The 17,657-nt window shown below is 69.5% G+C and carries 17 protein-coding genes and 2 tRNA genes; 12 read left to right on the forward strand and 7 right to left on the reverse strand.

What is annotated here, in order from left to right; all coding sequences use genetic code 11:
- The first annotated feature begins 1 nt into the window (after nucleotide 1).
- Genes IPP98_00540 through IPP98_00560 form a run of 5 tightly spaced genes read left to right on the forward strand, consistent with a single transcriptional unit; the run spans nucleotide 2 to nucleotide 4,509 of the window.
- The gene (locus tag IPP98_00540) at nucleotides 2-916 is read left to right on the forward strand and encodes a dihydrodipicolinate synthase family protein (GenBank protein ID MBL0177602.1); all 915 of its coding nucleotides are present in this window, start codon (nucleotides 2-4) and stop codon (nucleotides 914-916) included.
- Nucleotides 913-1,857, forward strand: a complete 945-nt coding sequence (locus IPP98_00545) for a proline racemase family protein (GenBank protein MBL0177603.1) — start codon at nucleotides 913-915, stop codon at nucleotides 1,855-1,857. Before IPP98_00540 ends, IPP98_00545 begins: the two co-directional genes overlap by 4 nt.
- The gene (locus IPP98_00550) at nucleotides 1,854-2,990 is read left to right on the forward strand and encodes an FAD-binding oxidoreductase (protein MBL0177604.1); all 1,137 of its coding nucleotides are present in this window, start codon (nucleotides 1,854-1,856) and stop codon (nucleotides 2,988-2,990) included. The genes IPP98_00545 and IPP98_00550 overlap by 4 nt, the downstream gene beginning before the upstream one ends.
- On the forward strand, nucleotides 2,987-3,235 hold the full coding sequence (locus IPP98_00555) for a (2Fe-2S)-binding protein (GenBank protein ID MBL0177605.1): 249 nt from the start codon (nucleotides 2,987-2,989) through the stop codon (nucleotides 3,233-3,235). Before IPP98_00550 ends, IPP98_00555 begins: the two co-directional genes overlap by 4 nt.
- Entirely contained in the window at nucleotides 3,232-4,509 is a 1,278-nt protein-coding gene (locus IPP98_00560; GenBank protein MBL0177606.1) for an NAD(P)/FAD-dependent oxidoreductase, read from the forward strand. The genes IPP98_00555 and IPP98_00560 overlap by 4 nt, the downstream gene beginning before the upstream one ends.
- A 4-nt stretch (nucleotides 4,510-4,513) precedes the next feature.
- Here the strand turns inward: IPP98_00560 and IPP98_00565 are convergent, their stop codons facing one another.
- Nucleotides 4,514-7,138, reverse strand: coding sequence for a glycoside hydrolase family 3 C-terminal domain-containing protein (locus IPP98_00565; GenBank protein ID MBL0177607.1), 2,625 nt, complete (start codon nucleotides 7,136-7,138; stop codon nucleotides 4,514-4,516).
- On the reverse strand, nucleotides 7,135-7,569 hold the full coding sequence (locus IPP98_00570; GenBank protein ID MBL0177608.1) for a MarR family transcriptional regulator: 435 nt from the start codon (nucleotides 7,567-7,569) through the stop codon (nucleotides 7,135-7,137). The genes IPP98_00565 and IPP98_00570 overlap by 4 nt, the downstream gene beginning before the upstream one ends.
- A 207-nt stretch (nucleotides 7,570-7,776) precedes the next feature.
- On the opposite strand from IPP98_00570, the gene IPP98_00575 reads away from it, so the two are divergent.
- Both IPP98_00575 and IPP98_00580 read left to right on the forward strand, forming a co-directional pair.
- Complete coding sequence (locus IPP98_00575) at nucleotides 7,777-8,850, forward strand: hypothetical protein (GenBank protein ID MBL0177609.1); 1,074 nt, start codon at nucleotides 7,777-7,779, stop codon at nucleotides 8,848-8,850.
- Nucleotides 8,850-10,946, forward strand: a complete 2,097-nt coding sequence (locus IPP98_00580; GenBank protein MBL0177610.1) for a TonB-dependent receptor — start codon at nucleotides 8,850-8,852, stop codon at nucleotides 10,944-10,946. Before IPP98_00575 ends, IPP98_00580 begins: the two co-directional genes overlap by 1 nt.
- Before the next feature lie 78 nt (nucleotides 10,947-11,024).
- Here the strand turns inward: IPP98_00580 and IPP98_00585 are convergent, their stop codons facing one another.
- The 4 genes from IPP98_00585 to IPP98_00600 are packed head-to-tail and all read right to left on the reverse strand — an operon-like array spanning nucleotide 11,025 to nucleotide 13,062.
- Nucleotides 11,025-11,465: a DUF4920 domain-containing protein gene (locus tag IPP98_00585; protein ID MBL0177611.1), complete on the reverse strand. Its 441-nt coding sequence runs from the start codon at nucleotides 11,463-11,465 to the stop codon at nucleotides 11,025-11,027.
- Nucleotides 11,466-11,499: 34 nt separating this feature from the next.
- Nucleotides 11,500-11,724: a zinc ribbon domain-containing protein gene (locus IPP98_00590; GenBank protein MBL0177612.1), complete on the reverse strand. Its 225-nt coding sequence runs from the start codon at nucleotides 11,722-11,724 to the stop codon at nucleotides 11,500-11,502.
- A 26-nt stretch (nucleotides 11,725-11,750) separates the two neighbouring features.
- The gene (locus tag IPP98_00595; GenBank protein ID MBL0177613.1) at nucleotides 11,751-12,680 is read right to left on the reverse strand and encodes a CopD family protein; all 930 of its coding nucleotides are present in this window, start codon (nucleotides 12,678-12,680) and stop codon (nucleotides 11,751-11,753) included.
- A 4-nt stretch (nucleotides 12,681-12,684) separates the two neighbouring features.
- A complete protein-coding gene (locus tag IPP98_00600) occupies nucleotides 12,685-13,062 on the reverse strand; it encodes a transcriptional repressor (protein ID MBL0177614.1) in 378 nt (125 codons plus the stop codon).
- 89 nt (nucleotides 13,063-13,151) lie between these two features.
- On the opposite strand from IPP98_00600, the gene IPP98_00605 reads away from it, so the two are divergent.
- Both IPP98_00605 and IPP98_00610 read left to right on the forward strand, forming a co-directional pair.
- Nucleotides 13,152-14,717: an alkaline phosphatase family protein gene (locus tag IPP98_00605; GenBank protein ID MBL0177615.1), complete on the forward strand. Its 1,566-nt coding sequence runs from the start codon at nucleotides 13,152-13,154 to the stop codon at nucleotides 14,715-14,717.
- Between the two features lie 3 nt (nucleotides 14,718-14,720).
- Nucleotides 14,721-15,926, forward strand: a complete 1,206-nt coding sequence (locus tag IPP98_00610) for a dipeptidase (protein MBL0177616.1) — start codon at nucleotides 14,721-14,723, stop codon at nucleotides 15,924-15,926.
- Here IPP98_00610 and IPP98_00615 read toward each other — a convergent pair.
- Nucleotides 15,871-16,599, reverse strand: a complete 729-nt coding sequence (locus IPP98_00615) for an SURF1 family protein (GenBank protein MBL0177617.1) — start codon at nucleotides 16,597-16,599, stop codon at nucleotides 15,871-15,873. The two genes, IPP98_00610 and IPP98_00615, sit on opposite strands and share 56 nt — an antisense overlap.
- A 172-nt stretch (nucleotides 16,600-16,771) precedes the next feature.
- On the opposite strand from IPP98_00615, the gene IPP98_00620 reads away from it, so the two are divergent.
- From IPP98_00620 to IPP98_00630, 3 genes are all read left to right on the forward strand, one after another.
- Nucleotides 16,772-17,392: a hypothetical protein gene (locus tag IPP98_00620; GenBank protein MBL0177618.1), complete on the forward strand. Its 621-nt coding sequence runs from the start codon at nucleotides 16,772-16,774 to the stop codon at nucleotides 17,390-17,392.
- A gap of 36 nt (nucleotides 17,393-17,428) precedes the next feature.
- Nucleotides 17,429-17,510: transfer RNA gene (locus tag IPP98_00625), tRNA-Leu, on the forward strand.
- A gap of 12 nt (nucleotides 17,511-17,522) precedes the next feature.
- Nucleotides 17,523-17,594 (forward strand) — tRNA-Thr (locus IPP98_00630).
- Nucleotides 17,595-17,657: the final 63 nt, after the last annotated feature.

Genomic DNA, 17,657 nt, shown 5'->3' on the forward strand with positions numbered 1-17,657 from the left:
CATGTCGTCGATGACCGCCCAGCAGTGGCACGGAGTCTTCCCCGCGATCACCACCCCGTTCGGACCGGACGGCAAGGTTGACCACGGCTTCCTCAGCGGCCATGCGCGCCGCCTCATCGCTTCCGGCTGCCGCGGAATCGTGGCGCTCGGTTCGCTCGGCGAAGGGGCGACGCTGACCTTCGACGAGAAGGTCGAAGTACTCCGGACGCTGGTGGCCTCGGTCGGCGATCGGGTCCCCGTCGTGGCCGGCATCTCCTCGCTGAGCACCGAGGAGGCCGTTGCGCTCGCGCGTGCGGCCGCCGGCGCCGGCTGCAATGGCCTGATGGTGCTGCCGCCGTATGTCTATCAGGGCGACTGGCCCGAGATGCGTGCCCATGTCTCGGCGATCATCACGGCGACCCCGCTCTCCTGCATGCTCTACAACAATCCGATCGCCTACGGCACGGACTTCATTCCGGAGCATGTCCGCCAGCTCTGCGAACACGCCAATCTGCACGCCATCAAGGACTCGAGTGGGGATGTGCGGCGCATTACGGCCCTCCGCGCGTTGCTCGGCGATCGCCTGGCGCTCTTCGTCGGACTCGATGATGCCCTGCTCGAAGGCGTCGCCGCGGGGGCGCGCGGCTGGGTCGCCGGCCTGGTCAACGCCCTCCCCGACGAGTCGGTGCTGCTCTTCGAACACGCCGCCGCCGGACGGGTGGCCGAGGCGCGGAAGCTGTATGATTGGTTCCTCCCGCTCCTCCGGATGGACACCGTGCCGAAGTTCGTGCAGTTGATCAAGCTGGTCCAGCAGGAAGTCGGTCTCGGCGACGAGCGGGTGCGCGCGCCGCGTCGCGTGGTCGAGGGGGCCGAGCGCGAGATGGCGATGGCCGTGATCGGGCAGGCGCTCGGCAGCCGGCCGGTGGCCGCGTCATGACGCTGCCGCTCACCATCGAGGTGGTGGACTCCCACACCGAGGGAGAGCCGACGCGCGTCGTGGTGAGTGGCTGGCCGCAGCCCGCGGGCGAGACGATGGCGGCGCGTCGCGACGCCATGCGGGCGACGCACGATCATCTGCGCCGCGCGGTGGTCCTTGAGCCGCGTGGCCACGAGGCCGTGGTCGGCGCGTTGCTGACGCCGCCAGTGCGGCCGGACGCCGTCGCCGGCGTCGTCTTCTTCAACGACGTCGACTATCTCGGCATGTGCGGCCACGGCCTGATCGGCGTCGTGCGGACGCTGCAATTCCTCGGGCGGATCACGCCCGGCACGGTGCACCTCGACACCCCCGTCGGACCGGTCTCTGCCGTGCTCGCCGAGGATGGCGAGGTGACCATTCGCAACGTCCCGTCCTACTGCCACCGCGTTGACGCCTCGGTGGACGTCCCCGGTCTTGGGCGCGTCACCGGCGACGTGGCCTGGGGCGGCAACTGGTTCTTCCTTGCCTCGATCCCGACGCCGACCCTCGAGCTCGCCAATCGTGCCGCGCTGCTGCAGGCGGCGACGGCGATTCGTGACGCGCTGATCGCCGCCGGCATCACCGGTGCCGACGGCGAATTGATCGATCACGTCGAACTCTTCGGGCCGCCGCAGCGCGCCGATGCCGACTCGCGCAACTTCGTCCTCTGCCCGGGAGCAGCGTATGATCGCTCCCCATGCGGGACCGGTACCTCCGCGAAGATGGCGGCGCTGGTGGCGCATGGCATGCTCGAGCCCGGCATGCCGTGGCGGCAGGAGAGCATCGTGGGCTCCCGCTTCGTCGGCTGGGTCGAACGCGAGGGCGACGCGTTGATTCCCTTTATCCGCGGCAACGCCTTTGTGACGGCGAGCAGCACCCTCCGATTCGATCCCGCCGATCCGTTCCGCCTCGGCCTCGCATGAGCACCGCGCCGGCGCCTGACGTGATCGTGATCGGCGCCGGACTCGTCGGCACCGCCACGGCGTTGGCGCTGGCGGAGGCTGGGGCACGCGTAACCCTCGTGGAGGGGGCGTTCGCGGGGAGTGGCAGCACCGGCGCGGCGATGGGGCACCTCGTCGTGATGGACGACTCTCCCGCGCAACTCGCCCTCACCGCGCACTCCCGGCGGCGATGGCACGCGCTCGCCGAGACGCTGCCACCGGATGCCGAGCAGGATCGCTGTGGGACCCTATGGATCGCGGCCGATGATGCCGAGTTGCAGGGCGCGGCGGACCGCATCGCGGGGTATGGCAGGGCGGGGGTGCATGCCGAGCTGCTGACCGCCGCCCAGTTGCAGCGTGAGGAGCCGGCGCTTCGGCACGGCTTGGCCGGCGCCCTCCTCGTCCGTGACGACGCGGTCTGCTATCCACCCACCATCGCGCGCGAGTTGCTCCGCTTGGCAGTGGCGCTCGGCGCCGTGGCGCACGCCCCGTCGCGGGTGCAGAGCATCGCCGCCGGCCGCGTGACGCTCGCGAGCGGTGAAGTGCTGCAGGCCGGCGCGATCGTGGTCGCTGCTGGCGTCGAGAGTCCATCGCTGGTGCCCGGGCTGCCGATCGTGCCGCGGCGCGGCCATCTGGTGATCACCGATCGGCGCCCCGGCACGGTGCATCACCAACTCGTCGAGCTCGGCTACTTGCACTCCGCCCATTCTTTCGGCGGTGCGTCGGTGGCCTTCAACGTGCAACCGCGTCGGAACGGGCAGTTGCTCATTGGCTCCTCACGTGAACTCGTCGGCACCAACCCGACCATCAACCGGCCGCTGGTCCATGCGATGCTCGCTCGCGCGACGGAGTACCTGCCGGCGATCGCGCAGCTGCGCGCACTTCGCACCTGGGTCGGCTTCCGCCCGGCCACCGCGGACAAGCTGCCGCTGATCGGCCCATGGCCCGCCATCCCCGGTGTCTGGATCGCTGCCGGGCACGAAGGCCTCGGGATCACCATGGCGCCGGGCACTGCCGACCTGATCGTGGCGGGACTGCTTGGGACCACGCCGCCCGTCGATCCGGCACCCTTCCGCCCGGACCGCGCGATGCCCTCGCTCGAGGTGGCGGCATGACCGACGACGTCACCATCCTGGTCAACGGGGTGCCGCGCCGAGTCAGCGCCTCCGCCACGGTCGCTGCGGCGCTGCTGGGGCTTGGGATCACCGCGTTTCGTCGCGATCAGCACGGCGCGCCGCGTGCCCCCATCTGCGGCATGGGGAGCTGCCACGAGTGCCGGGTGCGGATCGATGGCGCGACGGAAGTGCGCAGTTGCCTGGTCGGCGTGCGCGACGGCATGCGCGTCGAGACAGCCTCGTGACGCGCCGCCGGGCGATGGACGTCGTCGTGGTCGGTGGCGGCCCCGCCGGACTCGCAGCAGCGGCTGCCGCGGCCGAAGGGGGCAAGCAGGTCTTGTTGATCGACCAGGGACGCGCGCTCGGCGGTCAGATCTGGCGCCATCGGCGGACGGCGGAACTGCCGGTCATCGCGCAGCAGCTGCTCGATCGCGTCCGCGCCGCTCGGGTCACCGTGGCCAGCGAGGCGCGGGTGATCGATGCCCCCTCCGCGAATGAACTCGTCGTCGATTTCCGCGGCCGCGTCGATGTGCAGCGCGCGGATCAGCTGATCCTGGCCACTGGGGCCGTCGAGCGCTTTGTCCCCTTTCCGGGATGGACCCTCCCCGGCGTCACCGGGGTCGGCGGGTTGCAAGCATTGATCAAGAGCGGTCTGTCGTTGACCGGGACCCGGGTCGTCGTAGCGGGGAGTGGTCCGCTGCTCTGGCCCGTGGCGGCCACCGCGATCAAGGCCGGCGCGAGGCTGGGGCTCATCGCCGAGCAGGCCGGTCGCGGGCAACTGCTCCGCTTCGTTGGCGATGTGATGGCCGATCCCGAGAAACTCCTGCTTGCCGCCCAGTACCGGTGGGCGACGCTCGGTGCGGCCTTTCGCACGGGGAGCTGGGTCGTCCGCGCGGAGGGCGACGATCGGGTTCGCGAGGTGGTGCTCTCGGTCGGTGGGAAGGAGCGACGTCTCCCCTGTGATTGGCTGGCGACCGCGTGCGGCCTTGCCCCCAGCACCGAACTCGCGCGGCTGCTCGGCTGCGCCCTCGACGGTGATGCCATCCGGGTGGACGAGATGCAGCGCACCTCGGTTCCATGGGTGCAGGCGGTCGGCGAGTGTACCGGCGTGGCGGGTGATGGTGCCGCGCGCACCGAAGGGGAGATCGCCGGTCGGGCGGCGGCGGGCGACGAGCGCGGCGCGCGTGAGCCGAAGCTCGTGCAGCAGCGCGATGCCGGCCGGCGCTTCGCCGTGACGCTGGCGCGGGCCGTGGCTCCGCGCGAGGAACTGCGCCACCTCGCGGCGCCCGACACGATCCTCTGCCGTTGCGAGGATGTCTTGGTCGGGACGGTGGATCCCACGTGGTCTGCTCGGCAAGCCAAGCTGTGGACGCGGGTCGGCATGGGCAGTTGCCAGGGTGCCGTCTGCGGCGAGGCCTGCAAGCTGCTCTTCGGCTGGGACGCCAACAGCGCTCGGCCACCCCTCGGCGGGCCGGTGATTGGCGGATGGAACGAAGCGATCGGCAAGCTGGGCGAGTAGCCGGCTACTCGACCCGGAAGACGCCCCGCAGGCGCAGGTCCTTCGACGACGCCCCCAACATCACTCGAAAACTCCCCGGTTCGACGATCCGGCGCCCCAGCGTGTCGGTCAGGGCCAGGTGCGTCGAGTCAAGCAGGAAATGCACGGCGCGTGACTCCCCCGCAGCCAAGTGGATCCGCTGGAATCCCTTCAAGGCGATCACCGGTTGCGCCACTGACGCGAGTTCGTCGCGCAGGTAGAGCTGTACCACCTCGTCACCGGCACGACGACCCTTGTTGCGAATCGTCGCGCGGACGTCGAACCGCGCCGGGCCGAGCGGCACGATCTGCAGCGCACTGTACTCGAAGGTGGTGTAGCTCAACCCGTGTCCGAACGGGAAGAGCGGTTGACCGGAAAGATCAGCGTAGTCATCACCGCGGCCCGTGGGGAGATGCAGGTAGGGGAGCGGCAACTGCCCCTCACTCAGCGGCACCGTGAAGGGCAGGCGGCCGGCGGGATTCACGTCGCCGAAGAGCACTTCGCCGACCGCGGTGCCACCGGTCTCGCCGGGATACCAGGCGTTAATCACGGCCCCGACACGATCAATCCACGACCGCATCGTCACGGCGCTGCCGCCCACCACGACCACCGTCACCGGCCGTCCCGTCGCGGCCACCGCGCGGATGAGCGCCTCCTGCGCACCGGGCAGTGCCAGCGAGGCGCGGTCGCGGAACTCCCCCTCCTCGATGCCCGCGACCACGACCACCGCATCACTGCGCCTGGCGAGCGCCACGGCCGCGGCGATCTGCTGCGCGGAGTCGTCGTGCACGCCCGCATTCCACACCAGCCGGATGCGACCATTGCCGGCGCGCTCGGCGTATTCAATCCGCAGCCGGTAGCGCTGCCCACGCATCATCCGGACGCGGGTGGTCGTCGTGGCGTACGACCCTGGCTGCGACCTGTCGATCAGCAGGCGATCATCGAGCCAGAGTCGGTAGCCGTCGTTGCCTTCGATGCCGAGTTGCACGGTGCCGGTGACCGGAGCGATCAGGGTTCCGCTCCACCGCACGCCATACCAGTCCCAGGCGAGCGAGGTGTCGGGTGCGAAGAGCGTCCACCCGAAGGCGATCTGCGCATCGCGGCGGATCATGCGCGGTGCGCCGGTGAGGTCGGGGTTGTCGTAGTACTCGCCCCGCAGGCCACCGGGCAGGGCGGTCTCGGGGACGGTGACGTGCGTGGTGATGGAACGGCCCGGGCCAGCCAGGTGACTGACCCGGACGCGCGCGCCGCCGGCCGCACGGATGCCGTCGAGGATCGAGATGCGCGACGTCCCGCTGCCGCTGTAGCCGCCGAACCGCGCCTCGGTGGCGTCGGGGCCGATCACGGCGAGGGTGCGCAGCGTCTTCCGATCGAGCGGCAGCGTCCCGCGCACGTTGCGCAGCAGCGTGATCGAGGCGCGTGCCGCCTCGGTGGCCAGCGCGCGATGCGCCGGCGACGCCGCGATCCGCTCGGCGGACGCGACATCGACGTACGGCGCGTCGAAGAGGCCGAGGTCGAACTTGGCGCGAAGGACGCGGACGACGGCACTGTCGATCGCGGCGGTCGGGATCGAGCCGTTGGCAAACGCCGGGTAGAAGAGCGGGACGTGATCCCACGAGGTCTGGAAGATCACGTCGAGCCCGGCGGTGATCGCGCGGCGCGTCGCGTCCGGGTAGTCGCGCGCCGTGAAGTGCAGGACGTTGGCGCCGCCGGTGCCGCCGGCATCGGCGATCACGAAGCCGGTGAAGCCCCACTGCCGCCGGAGCGTCTCGGTGAGGAGCGCGGCATTGGCCGTCGACGGTGCGCCGCTGACGGAGTTGTACGAGGCCATCGCGCTCCGGGCACCGGCGGCGAACACCGCGCGGAACGGCGGGTAGATCACGTCGTCGAGAAAGCGCTGATCGTAGTGGATCGGGTAGCTGTCGCGGCCGCCATCGCCGACGTTGGCCGCGAAGTGTTTCGGCGTGGTGATCACGCCGGCGGCCTCGAACGGCCTGATGAAGGCAACACCCAGGCGTGACGTCAGCCACGGATCTTCGCCGTAGGTCTCCTCGACCCGGCCCCAGCGGACGTCGGTGACGACGTTCAGCACGGGCGACAGAATCTGGCGCACGCCGCGGCTCCGCGCCTCTGCCGCGATCGCCTCGGCCACGCGCCCCACGAGCGCGGTATCCCAGGTGGCGGCGAGTCCGATCGCCTGCGGGAAGACGGTCGCGCCCGATTGCACCAGGCCGTGCAATCCCTCCTCGAACGGAATGATCGGGATGCCGAGTCGGGTCTGTTCGCGGAACCAGCGCTGGATGGCGTTGAGCCGCGTGGCGACGTCGCGCGCGGAACCGGTGGCATCGCGCGTCAGCAGCTGGGCGGCGGCATCGCCACGGTCACCGCGCGCCGCGATCTGCAAGCCGAAGAGGCCCTGGCGAAAGCGGCTGCTGTCGGGGGCGAGGTCGCCGGGCAGCATGTAGAGCTGGCCGAACTTCTCCTCGAGTGTCATCCGTCCGAGCAGGTCGCGGGCGCGGGTGGCCGTGGGGAGCACGGCATCGCGATACGGCGGTTGCTGAGCAGCGAGCGGCGCCGCGACGAACACCACGAGCAGGGCGATCCGTCTCATGCGGGCTCGATCGGTGTCGAGAGGGCGGTGGCGGTCACCGTCAGCAGGCGACCGAGCTGCTCCGCGTCGGTCGACCCGAGCGAGGCGACGATGGTGTCCTCGAGTTCACGCCAGTTGCGACGGACCATCGCCTCGAGCAACCGCGATCGTGGCGTCGGATGAATGCGCCAGAGGCGCCCGTCGTGAGGGTCACGCCGCCGTTCCAGCAGGCCGCCCCGTTCCAGGCGCGCAATGACCCGGGACACCGTCGCCGGCTCGACCCCGAGCCGCTCGGCCAGCGTCACCTGGCGCAGTCCTGGTTCCGCCCAGACGACCGCCAACAAGGTGTCCTGCCCCGGATGGAGTCCGTGCGGCGCCAGCAGGGCGGCCAGCCGAGCGCGATGCGCACGGTGGCAGGCGTGCAGGGCCTCGAGCAACGGGGGGAGGGTCATTCCAGTACCGGTTCGGCGTGGTGAGGCGAAGCCGGAAAGATAGCGCCCTCGTTCGGGGGTCCGTGGCAGTCCCACGCGCGGTCCGTAGATCCCCGGTCGGCATTCGTCCGGATTATGCGCGCGCCTCGCGCGCCCTACGTTGCAGCCGTGGTGCCGCACTCGGCGACACACACGAGATACCCTGTCCTTCCCGCGGTCCGGTCCCCAATGACACCTGCTCCGATGACGCGCGCCTTTGTCGCCCTTGGCCTTTTCGCCATCATGGGCTGCAACGGCGAAGCGACCTTGCCCGATACCACCGGCCCCGGCCCCACGGGCCAGGTCAGCATCAACGCCACCTCCACCACCGACTTCCGCTACTTCAACCTTTCGACGGGCAGCGAAGTCACCGTTTCCGATCCGGGTAGCAGCACGGCGTGGGACATCGCCATCCGCCGCTACGAGGTGCGCCTCAATGGCGGGGTGGCCGGTACCAAGGGCGTCACCGGCGTCCGTGTGCTCGACAACAGCACCCTCCCGGCCGCAACAATCCTCGGCTTCACGCCGGCGAGCCAACTGGCCTCGTTTGACGGTGTCACCGCATCGTCGATTCCTGCGGCCTCGGCGTTCACCTCCACCGACCTCGCCGAGACCCTGACCGCCTGGTTCCGCGCCGTGAATGCGACCACCATCGTCGCGTCGCCGTCGGCCGCATGGAAGGTCCGGCGGGCCGACGGCGGCTACGCGGTCGTCCGGGTCGCCGAACTCACGCTGAACGGCTTCTCGCTCGCCAGCCTCCGCCTGGAGTATCGATTGCAGCCCGCGGGCGGCGTGCTCGGTGCCGTGCAGAGCGTGACGGTACCCGCAGGGGCATCCGATGCGCCGGGCAAGGTGCTGCTGACCACGGGCTCGACGGTGACGACCAGCGGCTGCACCTGGGACTTCGCCATCACGTCGGCGATCACGCTGGCCGTCAACCCGGACGCGTCGTGCCCGACGGGGACCTATCCGCTCGAGAGCACCGAGGCGTTCACCACCATGACGAGTGCCTCGGATGCCCCCATGTACGGCCGCTTCTTCTCGGCGCTCTCGTCACCGATCCCCAACGGATTCACCGCCGACGTCAAGCCGCCGTTCCTTTACGGCATCGACCCGGTCAACCAGAATCGGCTGACGCCGACGTTCAACGTCTACCTCGTCCGCTCGGGGTCGTCGACCTACAAGCTCCAGTTCCTCTCGTTCTATGATCCGACGAGTGGCGAGAGCGGCCACGTCACGCTGCGTTACGCCCGAGTCCAGTAATGCGCCGCGCGGTGCTGGTGCTCACGCTCGCCTGTGGCGCCGCAATCGCGGTGCCGGGCCGTTCGCGGGCCCAGGACCTCGCTGGCGTGGTGACCGATGCGCAGAGCGGCGCGCCGATCGTCGGGGCGGAGCTCCGGCTCGTCCCTGGCGGTCCCGTGGCGATCACCGGCGGCAGCGGGGCGTTCCGACTGCGTCGGCGCGGCCTGCGTGACACCGTCGCCATCCGCGCCATCGGCTATCTCCCGATGCGCGTGATCGTCGGTCTGCACGCGGCGCCGCTTCGCGTGGTGTTGCAGTCGGCGGCGACGACGCTGGCCGATCTGATCGCGATCGGGGGGCTCCGCACGCAGTCGGCCGCCGGCATCGTCATGCCGGTGCAGCGTGTCGATCGTCAGGAGCTGCTGGCGAGCGGGGCGCTCTCCGTCGTCGAGGTCCTGCGCACGCAGCCGGGATTGCAGGCCACCACCTCGCCTCCGACGGGCAGCGGGATTGCCATCCGCGGCATCGGGGATGGCCGGGTGCTGGTGCTCCGTGATGGCGAGCCGGCACCCGGGCAGATGCTCGAGGACCGCGACCTCTCCCGCCTCTCGACGGTGGGCGTCGACCACATCGAAGTGGTCAAGGGGCCGCTCTCCGTCATCCACGGATCGCAGGCGCTCGGCGGTGTGATCAACATCGTGTCGCAGGTGCCGGAAGGCGCGCTGCACGCCGATGCCGCCACCCACGGCGGCTCGCTGGGCCGTCGCGATGCCACGCTCACCGTGCAACAGGGTGGCCGCGTGGCCTGGCGTGCCACGATCGGTGGCAGGCAGCAGGACCGGATTCCCGGGCAGGTGGAGCAGGCGGGAACGTTGCAGCGGCTGGTCGATGCCCAGGGGTCGCTGCGGACCACCGTCGGACGGGTCGCGCTGCGGGTCGACGCCTCGGCCTTCCGCGAGCGGCAGCGATGGGGTGTGGGCGGTGGGTTCTTTGCGTTCAACGACAACACCGGCGTCACCGCGTGGAGCGAGGCCGGCCTCGACGCACTTGGCGGCAGTTGGCGGCTCCGCCTCAGCAATCAGGAGTTCCGCCACCGCTTTCGGCAGGCTCTCGGTGACGTGCCGTACGCTGACACCGGAGCGCCCACGCAGGAGGAACAGACGCGCCGGCTGCAGCTCAGCCACAGCCGTCGCCTCGGGGCACGGCACCAGGTCGACCTCGGCATCGACGCGAGTCGTCGTCGCGTGGTCGCCGCCGATCGGTTGCTGGGTGAGCGGTTGAGCGACGCGATGCTCGAGGGCTACGCGCAGGACGGCATCACGGCGGGCCCCGTGCTCGTCACCATGGCCGCGCGCTATACCCACAACTCCCGCTGGGGCAATGCGCTCACGCCCAGCGTCGGCGTGGCGCTGGAGCCGAGTGGGACGCTGCGCCTGCGCATGGGCGCCGCGCGCGGCTTTCGGGGGCCGAGCTTCAAGGAGCTGGGATGGCGATTCCTCAATGTTGCTGCCGGGTATACCGTCGAGGGCAACGACGCGCTGGTGCCGGAATCGAGTTGGCAGGTGTTCACCGGGGCGACCTGGGCACCGTCGCCCGCGCTCCGCGTCGATGCCGACCTCTATCGCAACGAACTTCGCGAGATGATCGACCTGGTGCTCGTCGGCAGCACCGATGCCGGGCTGTTGCGGTACACGCCGCAGAATCGCGCGCGGGCGCGGACGCAGGGGCTCGAGCTCGCTGTCTCGTACCAGAGGGCGCCGCTGCACCTCTCGGCCAGTTATGAACGGCTGCAGGCGACCGATCGCACGACCGGACTCCCGCTGAGTCAGCGGGCTCCCCACACGGTGCGACTCCACGCCGATCGACGGCTCCGCGCACTCCGTCTCGATGTCACCGGGCGGTATGTGGCCAAGGCGCCGGTCCTCGACGCGGCGGGGACTCGCCTCGCGGACCAGGGCGCGCTGTTGACGTGGGACGCGTCGGCGCAGTTGGCGCAGGGACATCGGCTGACGCTCGAGGCTGGCGTCGACAATCTCTTCGATGCGCGGCCATCGGGTTGGCAGATCGCCCTGCAGCGGACGGTGCGACTCGGGCTTCGGGTCGGGGCCACGCCGTAGCGTGCGGTCGGGAGATGCGAATGAGGCCGGCATCCTGGGGGATGCCGGCCTCGGTCGTTCACCATGGGTGTCGAACGGCTACTTGCGCCGCAGTTCCACGCCCGTCGCCACGAAGCCGACTTCGAGGGCGGTGCCATCGGCGTTCTGAATCAGCTTGGCGCCCTCGCTGATCAGGTGGTCCGCATCGGCCTTCGAGTGCTTGGTGGTCACGACCACGCCATACGCCTTGGCCGTCATCCCCGCGGCATTCAACGGAATCAGGAAGCTCTCATCCTTGAAGGTGACGCGGACCCCCGTCTCGTCTGCGTTGGGCGCGAGCTGCATCCAGCACCCTTCGACGGTGCAGCTCTTCACGATGACTCCCTCGACCAGCACAGGGGCCTTGGTGTAGTTCGTGGGGGTGGCGAGCACGGTGGCCATCGGTACCGCCGTGGTGGTGGGGAGCGCCACGCCACGCAGGATGACGGTGTCGGCAGGGGAGAGCAGCGTCGCCAAGGTGGCGAAGGTGGTCAGCAACATGGAGGTAGTCCTTGAGAAGGGGTGGAGCAGAGGGTCAGTGACAGCCGCATGCCGGGCCGCACCCGCCAGCCACGGTCGGCTCGCTGCCGCCGGTGATGGTCGTCAGGGGCCCGCGTCCGCCGGTGATCACCCGCTCGACCGGCTCGCCGCTTGCCGGGTCGTGCGTGAGCGGTGGTTCGCTGATTGACTGCTTCACCTCGAAGCGTCGCGGCGAGGTGGCGGGGTCGGTCGGGCGAGTCTGATACAGGTACGTCGGCATCCCGGAAAGATAGCGACCGCCCGATCCTATTCGACAGGAAGCGGTAAGGGCGACCCGATCAACCACGCCGTCAGCGCGAGCGCGACGGCGCCCAGCAGCAACTCCGCGGCGATCGCGCGTCGCAACGAGGTCGCGGCCGCGGGGGTGCCTGCGGTGAGGCTCGGCGTGATCCGCCGCCAGTTCCACCAGCCGAGCGCCATGATGCCGCAGACGGCGAGCAACTTCAGCAACAGGAGTTGCCCCCACACCGCCCCGGGCAGCCCGAGCAGGTCGCCCCCGCTATAGCGCCAGGTGGCGGTCGTGCCGGAGCCGACGACCAGGAACGCACCGATCCGCGCCGGATAGGAGAAGCCACGGACGATGGCGGCGAGCTGCGGCAATGACTCCTCGCGACGGAGCGAGGGAAAGACTACCAGCGCGAGAATGGCGAGCGTCCCAAGCCACAGTCCGCTGCCGATCAGGTGCACGGCATGCACCGCACGGCCGAGCACCCCAGGCCAGACTTCGTCGGCCCCATGACCGAGGCTTCCCTCAGCCGCGGCGGCGATCACGAGCAGGACCACCATCACGATGGTGAGCCGGCGCGGCTCGCGACGCCACAGCCACGCCATCGCGAGGAGGAGGAACGCGACGCCGCTCTGGACCATCCACGCCGTGCCCCAGCTCCCCTCCAGCAGCACGGCGCGCACCAGGTCGGTGTCGATCGGCACGCCGGGGTCGGCGAAGGAAAGCAGCTGGAGTGCGCCGCGGAGCAGCGAGCAGATGAGAAGGAACCACGCCAGCAAGCCGGGGAGACGCTCGAACCAGCCATCCATCGTTTCGCGCGCGGGGAGCGCGGGGCGGGGGCCGTGTCGGCGCACGAGGGCGGCGGCGACCGGAATGCCGATGAGGAGGAGCAACGTCGCGGCGATCAGTCCCCGGACCACAGGGAAGAGCAGGGGGAGCGCGCCGGACATCAACTCAGTGCGCCGGCGTGCACTCGGGACACTTGCCGTACAGCACGATCTCGTGCGACTCGAGCGTGAAGCCATCCGGCACGATGGCCTGCAGTGTTCCGACGCAGCCGGGGACTTCGAAGACCCGGTCACATCGGCGGCAATGGAAATGATGGTGATGCGCCTTGCCGTGCAACTCGTAGCGGGGGACTTCGCCGGGGAGCTCCACCGTCACGAGCCATCCTTCGTCGAGCATCGCGCGGATGTTGCGGTAGATCGTGGCAATGCCGAGTCGACCGACTTCGGCGCGGGCCAGCTCCAGCACCTCGGCGGTGCTGAGCGGCCGGTCGGCGCGCTGGAAGGCCCGACGGATCGCACCGCGCTGTCTGGTGTTACGTTCCATGGCCGCTATTTCCTCGTGGTCCTGCGGTGACGGGGACGTTACGAAGATACGCCTTTCTCCGGTCCACCCCAACCCGCGAGAACGACCTGATGAGTGTCCGTCGCGCCCTGCTAGCTGCCGCTCTGGTCCTTCCGGTCCTCCTTCCGGCCCAAGCGGTGGAGCGCAAGCCCGTGCGGCTAGTGCTTTCCATCACGGTGGATCAACTCCGCGGTGACTATCTCGACAAATTCAGTCGTGATTTCACCGGCGGCTTCGCCCGACTGCTGCGCGAAGGCGTCTACTACCCGAACGGCCGTCAGGACCACGCCGTCACCGAAACGGCGCCCGGTCATTCGACCATCATGAGCGGTCGGTCGCCGGCCAGCACCGGCATCATCGCCAACGATGTCGGCGTCCCCGATCCGGCATCACCGCTCCTCGGCTCGACGGCGACCGGCGCGTCGCCCTGGCGTTTCCGGGGCACGACGCTGGCCGACTGGATGAAGGTGCGCGACTCTGCCACGCGCATCCTCTCGATCTCGCGCAAGGACCGCTCTGCGATCCTCCCGGTCGGTCGGCAGGTGGCGCCGATCTACTGGTACAGCCAGGGGAAGTGGACCACCTCGAAGTACTACGCCGACACGCTGCCCTCATGGCTCAAGGCGTGGAACGCGCGTGACCCGATCAAGGCGTTGGCCGGCACCTCGTGGCAGCTCAGCCGTGATGCGTCGGCCTACCCCGAACCCGACGATCGCCCCTTCGAGTTCGGCGGCAAGAACACCACCTTTCCGCACGCGATTCCCGCCGACTGGACGATGGCCTCGGGCGAGATCGAGAACATTTCAGTGATGGATTCGCTGACCCTCGACGTGGCCATTGCCGGGACCCAGGCGCTCGGCATCGGCCGACGCGAGGGCACCGACTTCGTGTCGATCTCGCTCTCGACCCTCGATGCCATCGGCCATCGCTACGGCCCCGGCTCGCGAGAAGTGCACGATCACATGCTCAACCTCGATCGCTGGCTCGGCCAGTTCCTCGACTCGCTGGGCCGCACCGTGCCGCTCGATCAGGTCGTGATCTCCCTGACCGCCGACCATGGGGTGACGGAGTATCCGGAGGCCGGGAAGGGGGGGCGTGTCAGCATCACGACGGCGATCACTGCGCTCAACCGGACGATGCTCCAGCGCTATGGTGTCAAGCTCGCCGCGATGAACGAGTCAGGCTTCGTGCTGGCGAACGTCGCGGATCTGCGGGCGCGCGGCATCAACGTCGACTCGATCAGCACGGCGCTGGCCGCGACGGTCCGCGCGATGCCAGGGGTTCTGCGGGTCTTCACCCCGCGCGAGCTGGCGCGCGCGCCGCGCACCGATGGGATCGCGATGCGCTGGCGGCGCGAAGTGCCCGCCGATGCACAGTGGCTCATCGCTGTCTCGCTCGTCCCCGACTGGATATGGGGGAGCGGCAAGACCTCGACCACGCACGGCGGCACCAGCACCAACGACATGTGGGTGCCGATCCTCTTCCGTGTCCCCGGTGTCACGCCTGCCCGCATCCCCGCCATCGCACGGACGATCGATATCGCCCCCACGCTCGCCGCCATCCTGGGCGTGCGCCCGACTGAAGCCATCGAAGGAATTCCGCTGCCCGCCGCGCTGGGCCCACGTCACCGGAGATAAGCCATGCTGCGTCGCCTCCCCCTGCTCTCGCTCGTGCTCGTCGCGCTCCCGCTTGCCGCCCAGTTGCCGGCCGAGGACGCCGCGCTGCGACACGCCCGCGCGCTGCTCGCGGATCGCCCCATCTTCGATGGACACAACGACCTCCCGTGGGAGATCCGCGTGAATCCGCAGAGCAAGATGGACGTGAGCAAGTACGACATTCGCGGCCGAGCGCCCGGCCAGACCGACCTGCCGCGCCTGCGCGCGGGCGGGGTCGGGGCGCAGTTCTGGTCGGTCTATGTCCCCGGCGAGGTGAAGGATTCCGGCTATGCGCGCGTGCAACTCGAGGAGATCGACATCGCGCGGCAAGTCATTGCCCGCTATCCCGACGCGCTCGGCCTGGCGCTCTCGGCCGATGACGTGGTGAAGATCCGCAAGTCCGGGCGGGTCGCGTCACTGCTCGGCATGGAGGGAGGGCATGCCATCGAGAACTCCCTCGGCGCGCTGCGGATGTATTACGCGCTCGGCGTCCGGTACATGACGCTGACCCACAATGTCACCCTCGACTGGGCCGATGCCGCCACCGGTTTGCCGACCCACGGCGGCCTCACCGACTTCGGCCGCGACGTGGTGCGTGAGATGAACCGGATCGGGATGATCGTCGACCTCAGCCACGTCGCGCCGAGCACGATGTCGAACGCCCTCGACGTGGCGACGGCGCCGGTGATCTTCTCCCACTCCTCCGCGCGCGCGATTCTCGATCATCCGCGCAACGTGCCGGACTCGATCCTCGCGCGACTGCCGAAGAATGGTGGCGTGGTGATGATCACCTTCGTCGGCTCCTTCATCTCGCCGACGATCCGTGCCTGGGAGCAGATGCAGCGCGACTCGACCGGCAGCATCGCCGATCGCGAGACGCGCCGCGTCGCCGTGGAAGGGTTCCTGCGACGGCATCCCAAGCCGCAGGCGACCGTCGCCGAGCTCGCGAACCACATCGAGCACGCCCGGACGATCGCCGGCATCGATCATGTCGGATTGGGCAGCGACTACGACGGGACCAGCGAGCTTCCCGTCGGGATGGAGGACGTCAGCGGTTTCCCGCAGATCTTCGCCGAGCTGATCCGTCGCGGCTGGACGGACGCCGACCTCAGGAAGCTGGCCGGCGAGAACGTCCTCAGGGTGCTGCGAGAGGTGGAACGTGTCCGGGACCGCTCCGCCGCAGCGCGATGACGCCGAAGGCCAGGATGGCGATCGCGATACAGATCCACTGCACCACGTAACTGAAGTGCGGCCCCTCGTCGAGCGTGGGGGGCTTCACGCCGACCAGTCCGCCGGGGCCGGTGGAATCGCTCTCCAGCAACAGGTAGGCGGTTGGAGCACCGGCCAGTGTCGTCGTGGCGACACCGCGGTCGAGTCGGCGGTAGGTGGTCAAACCGGAACGCGTGAGTGGCTGCCCCCCGTCGGTCGTCTCCGGAATGGCGAGCATCACCCCTGTGATGGTGACGCTGCCGGGCGTTGGGAGCGGGACGTCCGCGGGGGGCGTGGCGGCGTCTGGCGATGCCACGAAGCCGCGCAGCACCCAGAGCTGTCCGGCGCCGCTATCCAGCACGAACGGCGTCATCACCTCCAGCCCCGGCGCCTTGTTGTTCACCCGGCCGCGCAGCAACAGATTGCCGGCGGGGTCGAAATGGCCGTGGGCCCGCGCCACCCGCCCTTCCAGCGGTGTCCCGTCGCGGAGGGCCTGTCCGAGGTCGAGCGGCGGCAAGGCACGGCCGGCGAGGAAGAGGGCATTGGTCGCCTGGCGCTCACGGAGCCGGGAGAGTTGCCAAAAGGCGAGCCGTAGCGCGCCGCCGGCCGCGAGCAGGACCGTGATGCCGAGCAGGGTGCGTCGAGTTGGGGACACCAGTGACCCTCCGAGAGGACAGTCCGACCGGAGCGGACCCGCCCCGAAATTCGCCAAGCCGTTGTGGCGATGGAAGATATCGCAGTGGCACAGGCCCTGCTCCTGACTGGAACGTCCCGGCCGCCACTGGCGGCATCGTAGCACAGACACGACAAGCTCTGGAGAGCCGACGATGCGTCGTCCCATGCTGATTCTCGCCCTGCTCGCCCTCGCGGCCGGCACCATTTCTCCCCTGGCCGCCCAGCGTCGCGAGCGCGACCGCGGCATCGTGGAACTCGCCCCCGAGGCCGCCCGTGGTGGTTTCTACTTCGGTGCCGGCCTCGGCGCCGGTCGCGAGTCATACAAGTACAGCGATGGCCTCGACTACAGCGATGGCCTCACCAAGCCCACGATCTCGCTCCGTTTCGGTGGCACGCCCAACCCCACCACCCGGATTGGCGGCGAGATCTTCGCCTGGGGCAGTGAGGTCCCCGAGGGCACCGAGAGCTTTGCGGCCTTCCTGATCAGTGCCCAGATCTACCCGATGCGTGATGCCGGCCTGTACGTGAAGGGTGGTGGTGGCATGGCCCGGAGCGGCATCGATTACAACAACGGCTCCAGCACCTACGAGACCGGTTTCGCGTGGAACGTGGGTGCCGGCTACGACATCGCCCTCTCGCGCGCGGTGGGGCTCGGGCCGATGGTCGACTTCTATCAGGGCAGCTTCACCCGGCGGAATGAGCCGACGCTCACCGAGCGGGTCATGAACATCGGCGTCCAGGTGACCTTCCAGACGGGCGGCCGCGGGCGTTGACCCCCGGCGCAGCGGCCACTATGTTCTCCCCGCTGCGCCCTGGTGGTGAAACTGGTAGACACGCTATCTTGAGGGGGTAGTGCCGCAAGGCGTCGCGGTTCGAATCCGCGCCAGGGCATCGAATGAGCCTGCCACTGTAGCTCAGGGGTAGAGCACTCGATTCGTAATCGAGCGGTCGTCAGTTCAAATCTGACCAGTGGCTCTGCTGTCGATGCACAAAACCTCGCAACACCCGCAACGGCGTCTCCTCGGAGACGCCGTTGTG

The sequence above is a fragment of the Gemmatimonadota bacterium genome (assembly GCA_016720805.1).
Classification (GTDB): Bacteria; Gemmatimonadota; Gemmatimonadetes; order Gemmatimonadales; family GWC2-71-9; genus Palsa-1233.

Excerpts from the sequence above, each read along its gene's own strand:
- IPP98_00545 (MBL0177603.1), top strand. The coding sequence starts at position 913 with ATGACGCTGCCGCTCACCATCGAGGTGGTGGACTCCCACACCGAGGGA.
- IPP98_00550 (MBL0177604.1), top strand. The coding sequence starts at position 1,854 with ATGAGCACCGCGCCGGCGCCTGACGTGATCGTGATCGGCGCCGGACTC.
- IPP98_00540 (MBL0177602.1), top strand. The coding sequence starts at position 2 with ATGTCGTCGATGACCGCCCAGCAGTGGCACGGAGTCTTCCCCGCGATC.
- IPP98_00585 (MBL0177611.1), bottom strand. The coding sequence starts at position 11,465 with ATGTTGCTGACCACCTTCGCCACCTTGGCGACGCTGCTCTCCCCTGCC.
- IPP98_00555 (MBL0177605.1), top strand. The coding sequence starts at position 2,987 with ATGACCGACGACGTCACCATCCTGGTCAACGGGGTGCCGCGCCGAGTC.
- IPP98_00595 (MBL0177613.1), bottom strand. The coding sequence starts at position 12,680 with ATGTCCGGCGCGCTCCCCCTGCTCTTCCCTGTGGTCCGGGGACTGATC.
- IPP98_00610 (MBL0177616.1), top strand. The coding sequence starts at position 14,721 with ATGCTGCGTCGCCTCCCCCTGCTCTCGCTCGTGCTCGTCGCGCTCCCG.
- IPP98_00600 (MBL0177614.1), bottom strand. The coding sequence starts at position 13,062 with ATGGAACGTAACACCAGACAGCGCGGTGCGATCCGTCGGGCCTTCCAG.
- IPP98_00605 (MBL0177615.1), top strand. The coding sequence starts at position 13,152 with ATGAGTGTCCGTCGCGCCCTGCTAGCTGCCGCTCTGGTCCTTCCGGTC.
- IPP98_00575 (MBL0177609.1), top strand. The coding sequence starts at position 7,777 with ATGACACCTGCTCCGATGACGCGCGCCTTTGTCGCCCTTGGCCTTTTC.
- IPP98_00590 (MBL0177612.1), bottom strand. The coding sequence starts at position 11,724 with ATGCCGACGTACCTGTATCAGACTCGCCCGACCGACCCCGCCACCTCG.
- IPP98_00580 (MBL0177610.1), top strand. The coding sequence starts at position 8,850 with ATGCGCCGCGCGGTGCTGGTGCTCACGCTCGCCTGTGGCGCCGCAATC.
- IPP98_00565 (MBL0177607.1), bottom strand. The coding sequence starts at position 7,138 with ATGAGACGGATCGCCCTGCTCGTGGTGTTCGTCGCGGCGCCGCTCGCT.
- IPP98_00570 (MBL0177608.1), bottom strand. The coding sequence starts at position 7,569 with ATGACCCTCCCCCCGTTGCTCGAGGCCCTGCACGCCTGCCACCGTGCG.
- IPP98_00620 (MBL0177618.1), top strand. The coding sequence starts at position 16,772 with ATGCGTCGTCCCATGCTGATTCTCGCCCTGCTCGCCCTCGCGGCCGGC.